Source organism: Betaproteobacteria bacterium, from assembly GCA_016720925.1.
Classification (GTDB): Bacteria; Pseudomonadota; Gammaproteobacteria; order Burkholderiales; family Usitatibacteraceae; genus UKL13-2.
The window spans coordinates 26,510-33,343 of the sequence record JADKJR010000028.1 but is presented as its reverse complement, the minus strand read 5'-3'; the positions used below and the strand labels follow the sequence as shown (position 1 = coordinate 33,343).

Annotated in this window: 8 protein-coding genes; all 8 read left to right on the top strand. The window is 59.9% G+C overall.

Translation table 11 applies throughout. The features are described from left to right. The first annotated feature begins 207 nt into the window (after window positions 1-207). The 8 genes from IPP88_22235 (at window position 208) to IPP88_22200 (ending at window position 4,493) form a co-directional block, all read left to right on the top strand. Window positions 208-543 carry a hypothetical protein gene (locus IPP88_22235; GenBank protein MBL0125275.1) on the top strand — a complete coding sequence of 112 codons (336 nt, stop codon included), beginning with the start codon at window positions 208-210 and terminating at the stop codon, window positions 541-543. A gap of 64 nt (window positions 544-607) precedes the next feature. After that, window positions 608-754, top strand: coding sequence for a hypothetical protein (locus IPP88_22230; protein ID MBL0125274.1), 147 nt, complete (start codon window positions 608-610; stop codon window positions 752-754). Beyond that, a complete protein-coding gene (locus IPP88_22225) occupies window positions 751-1,335 on the top strand; it encodes a hypothetical protein (protein MBL0125273.1) in 585 nt (194 codons plus the stop codon). The genes IPP88_22230 and IPP88_22225 overlap by 4 nt, the downstream gene beginning before the upstream one ends. After that, window positions 1,332-1,580, top strand: a complete 249-nt coding sequence (locus IPP88_22220) for a hypothetical protein (protein MBL0125272.1) — start codon at window positions 1,332-1,334, stop codon at window positions 1,578-1,580. The genes IPP88_22225 and IPP88_22220 overlap by 4 nt, the downstream gene beginning before the upstream one ends. A 63-nt stretch (window positions 1,581-1,643) precedes the next feature. Beyond that, complete coding sequence (locus tag IPP88_22215) at window positions 1,644-2,162, top strand: hypothetical protein (protein ID MBL0125271.1); 519 nt, start codon at window positions 1,644-1,646, stop codon at window positions 2,160-2,162. A 197-nt stretch (window positions 2,163-2,359) separates the two neighbouring features. Continuing rightward, window positions 2,360-2,674, top strand: a complete 315-nt coding sequence (locus IPP88_22210; GenBank protein ID MBL0125270.1) for a hypothetical protein — start codon at window positions 2,360-2,362, stop codon at window positions 2,672-2,674. Between the two features lie 198 nt (window positions 2,675-2,872). Continuing rightward, window positions 2,873-3,796: a hypothetical protein gene (locus tag IPP88_22205; protein ID MBL0125269.1), complete on the top strand. Its 924-nt coding sequence runs from the start codon at window positions 2,873-2,875 to the stop codon at window positions 3,794-3,796. 484 nt (window positions 3,797-4,280) lie between these two features. Continuing rightward, window positions 4,281-4,493, top strand: coding sequence for a hypothetical protein (locus IPP88_22200; protein ID MBL0125268.1), 213 nt, complete (start codon window positions 4,281-4,283; stop codon window positions 4,491-4,493). Window positions 4,494-6,834: the final 2,341 nt, after the last annotated feature.

Genomic DNA, 6,834 nt, shown 5'->3' with positions numbered 1-6,834 from the left:
GCCACCGGCGGCGGCTCACTGAATCCGGTCACTTTAGTTCCACCACCAGCGGCATTCCGGCACCACCGGCGGCGCCAACGGCGCCACTGTGACCATCGTCACCGCCGGCACTCCGCATCATCGCCGCCGACCAGCCGGCAACACCACCCATGCCGCCGCATCGCAGGTCCTGCAGTCGATCGTCATCAACAAGGGGCCAGCCAGGCCGTGCTGACCGCCACCGCCACGTTGCTGACCCCGGCCATCGGCCAGACGGCGGCACTCGCCACCACCGGCGGCATTCGGCACCGGCGCGGTGACGTTCACCCGGAACAACGCCAACTGCACCATCGCCAGCACCACGCTCACCGCCGCGCGCTCGCCGGCGGCTGCACGGTCACCGCCACCAAGGCCGCCGACACCAACTACAACCAGGCCACCGCCACCGTCGCGGTCACCACCAGCCAGAATGCGCAGACCATCACCTTCGGCGCCAACCCCGGTCCGGTGACCTATGCCCCGGCTGGCACCTTCACCAGTCTCACACCGGCGGCGGCTCACTGAATCCGGTCACTTTTGTTCCACCACCAGCGGCATCTGCACCACCGGCGGCGCCAACGGCGCCACCGTGACCATCGTCACCGCCGGCACCTGCATCATCGCCGCCGACCAGGCTGGCAACACCACCTATGCCGCCGCATCGCAGGTCCCGCAGTCGATCGTCATCAACAAGGGCCAGCCAGGCCGTGCTGACCGCCACCTGCCACGCTGTTGACCCTGGCCATCGGCCAGATGGCGGCACTCGCCACCACCGGCGGCAGCTGGCACCGGCGCGGTGACGTTCACCTCGAACAACGCCAACTGCACCATCGCCAGCACCACGCTCACCGCCGCGTCTCCGGCGGCTGCACGGTCACCGCCACCAAGGCCGCCGACACCAACTACAACCAGGCCACCGCCACCGTCGCGGTCACCACCAGCCTGAATGCGCAGACCATCACCTTCGGCGCCAACCCCGGTCCGGTGACCTATGCCCCGGCCGGCACCTTCACCGTCTCGGCCACCGGCGGCGGCTCACTGAATCCGGTCACTTTTAGTTCCACCACCAGCGGCATCTGCACCACCGGCGGCGCCAACGGCGCCACCGTGACCATCGTCACCGCCGGCACCTGCATCATCGCCGCCGACCAGGCCGGCAACACCACCCATGCCGCCGCATCGCAGGTCCCGCAGTCGATCGTTATCAATAAGGCCAGCCAGGCCGTGCTGACCGCCACCGCCACGTTGCTGACCCTGGCTATCGGCCAGACGGCGGCACTTCGCCACCACCGGCGGCACTCGGCACCGGCGCGGTGACGTTCACCTCGAACAACGCCAACTGCACCATCGCCAGCACCACGCTCACCGCCGCGCTCGCCGGCGGCTGCACGGTCACCGCCACCAAGGCCGCCGACACCAACTACAACCAGGCCACCGCCACCGTCGCGGTCACCACCAGCCTGAATGCGCAGACCATCACCTTCGGCGCCAACCCCGGTCCGGTGACCTATGCCCCGGGCCGGCACTTTTCACCGTCTCGGCCACCGGCGGCGGCTCACTGAATCCGGTCACTTTGTTCCACCACCAGCGGCATCTGCACCACCGGCGGCGCCAACGGCGCCACCGTGACCATCGTCACCGCCGGCACCTGCATCATCGCCGCCGACCAGGCCGGCAACACCACCTATGCCGCCGCATCGCAGGTCCCGCAGTCGATCGTCATCAACAAGGCCAGCCAGGCCGTGCTGACCGCCACCGCCACGCCGTTGACCCTGGCCATCGGCCAGACGGCGGCACTCGCCACCACCGGCGGCACCGGCACCGGCGCGGTGACGTTCACCTCGAACAACGCCAACTGCACCATCGCCAGCACCACGCTCACCGCCGCGCTCGCCGGCGGCTGCACGGTCACCGCCACCAAGGCCGCCGACACCAACTACAACCCGGCCACCGCCACCGTCGCGGTCACCACCAGCCTGAATGCGCAGACCATCACCTTCGGCGCTAACCCCGGTCCGGTGACCCATGCCCCGGCTGGCACCTTCACCGTCTCGGCCACCGGCGGCGGCTCACTGAACTGGTCACTTTTAGTTCCACCACCAGCGGGATCCGCACCACCGGTGGCGCTAACGGCGCCACCGTGACCATCGTCACCGCCGGCACCTGCCATCGCCGACCAGGCCGGCAAACACCACCCATGCCCCCGCATCGCAGGTCCCGCAGTCGATCGTCATCAACAAGGCCAGCCAGGCCGTGCTGACCGCCACCGCCACGTTGTTGACCCTGGCCATCGGCCAGACGGCGGCACCCGCCAACCACCGGCGGCACTGGCACCGGCGCGGTGACGTTCACCGAACAACGCCAACTGTACCATCGCCAGCACCACGCTCACCGCGCCTGCCCCGGCGGCTGCACGGTCACCGCCACCAAGGCCGCCGACACCAACTACAACCAGGCCACCGCCACCGTCGCGGTCACCACCAGCCTGAATGCAGCAGACCATCACTTCGGCGCCAACCCCGGTCCGGTGACCTATGGCCTCCGGCCGGCACCTTCACCGTCTCGGCTACCGGCGGCGGCTCTCCGGACTCCGGTCACTTTAGTTCCACCACCAGCGGTATCTGCACCACCGGCGGCGCTAACGGCGCCACCGTGACCATCGTCACCGCCGGCACCTGCATCGCCGCCGACCAGGCCGGCAACACCACCTATGCCGCCGCATCGCAGGTCCTGCAGTCGATCGTCATCAACAAGGGCAGCCAGGCCGTGCTGACCGCCACCGCCACGCCGCTGACCCCGGCCATCGGCCAGACGGCGGCACCGCCACCACTCGGCGGCACCGGGCACCGGCGCGGTGACGTTCACCTCGAACAACGCCAACTGCACCATCGCCAGCACCACCCTCACCGCCGCGCCTGCCGGCGGCTGCACCGTCACCGCCACCAAGGCCGCCGACACCAACTACAACCAGGCCACCGCCACCGTCGCGGTCACCACCAGCCTGAATGCGCAGACCATCACCTTACGTCTTCAGCTCCGGCCGCCTCCATTGGCAGTGCGGAACCACACGCCGACCGCCACCGCGACGTCGGGTCTGACGGTCGCCTTCACCATCGCCCCGGGTTCCGCCAGTGTCTGCAGCATAAGCACCGGCATCATCTCCTTCCTCACTGCCGGCACTTGTACCATCCAAGCCAATCAGGCCGGCAATGGCAACTACAGTGCAGCCCCGCAGATCACGCAAACGGTTACCGTTACTGGCGGAGTGAACTTGAATGCGCTATCCGCCTTTTCACGTAAGACTCACGGTCCCGCCGGCCCCTTCGACTTGCTTATCGACGATGCGCAAAGCATCGGCGGCGCAGTCACAGTCGAGCCTCGCGCGATCGGCACAGGTCATACGATCGTCTTCACGTTTAGCGGAACAGTTTCCGCCACGGGTTCGGCAACAACTCCGGTGGGGTCGGCCGCAGTCAGCGCAGGAACCGCATCAAACGAGGTCATCGTCACCCTAACAGGCGTCCCAGACGCCCAGCGCGCCACAGTTTCACTTTCAGGCGTCAACGGAACCACAAGTAAGTCCGTATCCCTCGGATTCCTGATCGGCGACGTGAATAATTCTCGGAATGTCACGCAAACAGACGTAAGCAGCGTAAAAGCGCGCTCTGGTCAGCCGGCAAACGCGTCCAACTTCCTGATGGACCTAAACGCCACCGGGGTAATTGGTTCAGCGGATATCGCAGCAACCAAAGCGCGAATTAGCAGGTCTTTGCCATGAACGTCGCTGGATCGACAACTTGATTCATCTGGCAAAATGAATACGCTTGGCAGAGAATTTGGATTGATGAAAGAAAACAGTTGGAAAGGACCGGCAGTGCTGGAGTTTGTCCGGCGTCCGACCAATAGGCAGGCAAATCTGGAACAGCAATGGCGGAAAATCCTGGGAAATTTCGTTTAATAGGGTGATAACTCCATTTTTCATGAATTTGATTGACCAGACTCAAATTGCGGACTTTGGAAACGTATAAAAATGCCGTAAAGGCTAGTGCGTAAGTCCGTTTGTCAGCCGGAGGCGACCGTTTGGCGGTCGCTGTGACATCCCCTGATTGGGCGTTTTTCGTAATAGAATTAAGTGGTATCCTGCATCTGGTAAATTTGAATGAACGTATCAATCAAGTATGCAGTGCCAGAGTTCCGCCGAAGAAGTTCCTGTTGCAAGCGGATGTCGTTGCAACACTAATTAACTCGTAAAGAGGCAAAACATGAACCTGACCAAGATCATTCGCATTGCGGCAGTACTTTTCACCGCCGCATTGGGATTTGCCTCTCCGACCCATGCGGCGGTAACGGCCTTCTTTTCTGCCGGGGGATCCCGTGGTGGCGCATCCTCTGCAAGTTTTACGATCGGCACCGCTGTCCAAGTTTCGCTTTGTATGAATACAACGGTGGTCAACTTACGTGTGGATACACGGTAGTATTGCAGTCTGCCGCACTACAGGGGGTGGGCGATTTCAAGTGGACGAGCCTTTCGCAAGGCGTGGGTTTTGGCGATACGACCTATGACTTCAATAACCCCTGGCCCTTGACCATAGGATAATCCCATAATCCCGCAAACTGTCGGATCTCGGCGCCACTGGTTCAGCACCATTGGCTTGGCAACAATCAATTGTTGGCAACACACACACACTGCTGCAAGCATCGGCAAACGCTGGCCCTACATTATCAGTTTGAAAGAAATAATGTGTCGACAGTGGCAGTCGATGCAGATACCACTTGCGGCGCGACGACGGTACCTGAGCGAAGCACCTATCACCGCTAGTTTTACGTTGAACCAGTACGTTTGGCACCAGCATTTGCAAGTGCAAATACCGCCACGTTTAGCACGACGTCAACGAATACGTTTGTAGTATCTAACCGGCATTCCGTCACCGACAATTACAGTTCCACTTGCTTCGTTACCCACTGGTTAACCTTTGTTCCGGTACTGGAACAGCAACACTTGGCGGCCAGCTTACTGTTGCAGCTGGATCATATCCGCTCATTTTACGCGACGTCCGGCGACGCTCTGTTCAACAATCATTCACGCTCGTGGTCGGCGGGGCACCAAGCCAACCATTAACTTTGCTGGTCCAAGCAATCAGTCGTTTGCGGGGCTTCGCCAATAACACTTTCCGCAACCGCCACATCCGGCTTAACCGTAGTCTTCAGCTCGCGATCTTCACAAAGCTGCGCTGTCACAGGAACAAGCGTTTTCCTCTTGACAACAGATACATGCGTTATTGCTGCGAATCAGGCTGGCAACGCATCGTACTTGCCTGCACAAGAGGTGATTCGCTTCATTATCGGGTCTTACCGGGACTGCGTCCAGGTGCGCCAAACATGGCAGCGCGGGCGATGGTCAGGTTACGATTTCGTTTACGCCGCCCACGGCTAAAATGGTGGAAAACCTATTTCCATCTATACGACAACCTGCAATGGTCTTAACGCGACCGAGCAACATCAACTATTACTGTCCGAACCTGACAGGAACCGCCGTATTCATGCACCGGGTTACTGCAACTAACGAAATTGGAAACGGCAATCCTTCCGGCAGCCGTTTTGGGACACTCAACTGCCGGGGCACTTGAGTTCTTGTCGCCGTGAAAAAAAAAATCGTCTGGAAGACTCACGGGAGTAGGTCCATTTGATAGCCTTGGAACCACGATATTGACTGCTCAAACGTCTTGTTATGTCGAGCCACGGCAAATTGGTAGCGGCCATAACATCGTGTTCCAGTTCAGTGGACCGGTGACGATTGCGGCCACCGCCGTGCAGCCATTGACAACTTCGCAACGACGGCAATTGGAACCGGTGGCATCCGTTTGCCGGCAATGAAGTGTTGGTCCCAATTACCGGCGTAGCAGACAATAAGCGCGTAACAGTCACATTGAATGGCGTCAATGGATCCCCGGAATAACACTGTTACGCTTTGGGTTCCTTTGTCGGTGATGTCAATAACTCTGAAGCGTCATTGATATCAGTGGCGTCAAAGCGCGCCTACTGTCAAAATTACTGACTTCTGCGTGAATTTCCCTTGATTTGAATGCTTCGGATCAATTTCTTCGACCGACATCTCAGCGGTGAAAGCCCGTTCGCTGTTTGTCTTGCCCTGACCTTTGATCTATACCTGACCGGTTCGACGATTTGAAGTTTTCGCAAACGCTAAATAATCGCTATAGAGGCAAAAGATGAATATCAAAAAATTACTATGCACATTTGTCTTGGGTGCGTTGCGATTTTAGGAACGCGGGGGCCCGCCAATGCGGCGAGCATATTTTTCCTGTCGGGTCAGGGGTGTACTGGAACGAACACCACCGCGTTTTCTTACACTGGGTGGAGCGACTATTCAGGTTAACCTTGCGTTACCTAGTACGACGGAATCGTTCCCGTGGCGCGAATACTTCGATAAGGTCCAGTCCTGCCGGATAGCGGCCTTTTCAGAACAAATTCCCGAACAATACCATCACGGGAATCTTTCCCGATCCAAAAAACACTGCGGATGCGGCAATTTTACGTTTCCCATCGGGATTACCTCGGCACCGACAATCGATTTGGCGGAACGTCTGCAGGGCAGTGGCACCGGCCAGAACCAATTGATTTCCAAAGTTTCGTTATTGCGCCACAGCCGAATGTAACGCCAGCAGCGCAGTTACACGCTGGATTGTTGGCTGGTCAACTATTGGCGTTGCGACGCCAGATCGTGGAAACGCCGTCGATGCGGCAATGCTCACATCTCTTGCTGTTCCAATTCATTGGTCCTGAACCTCAGTGCAGCCC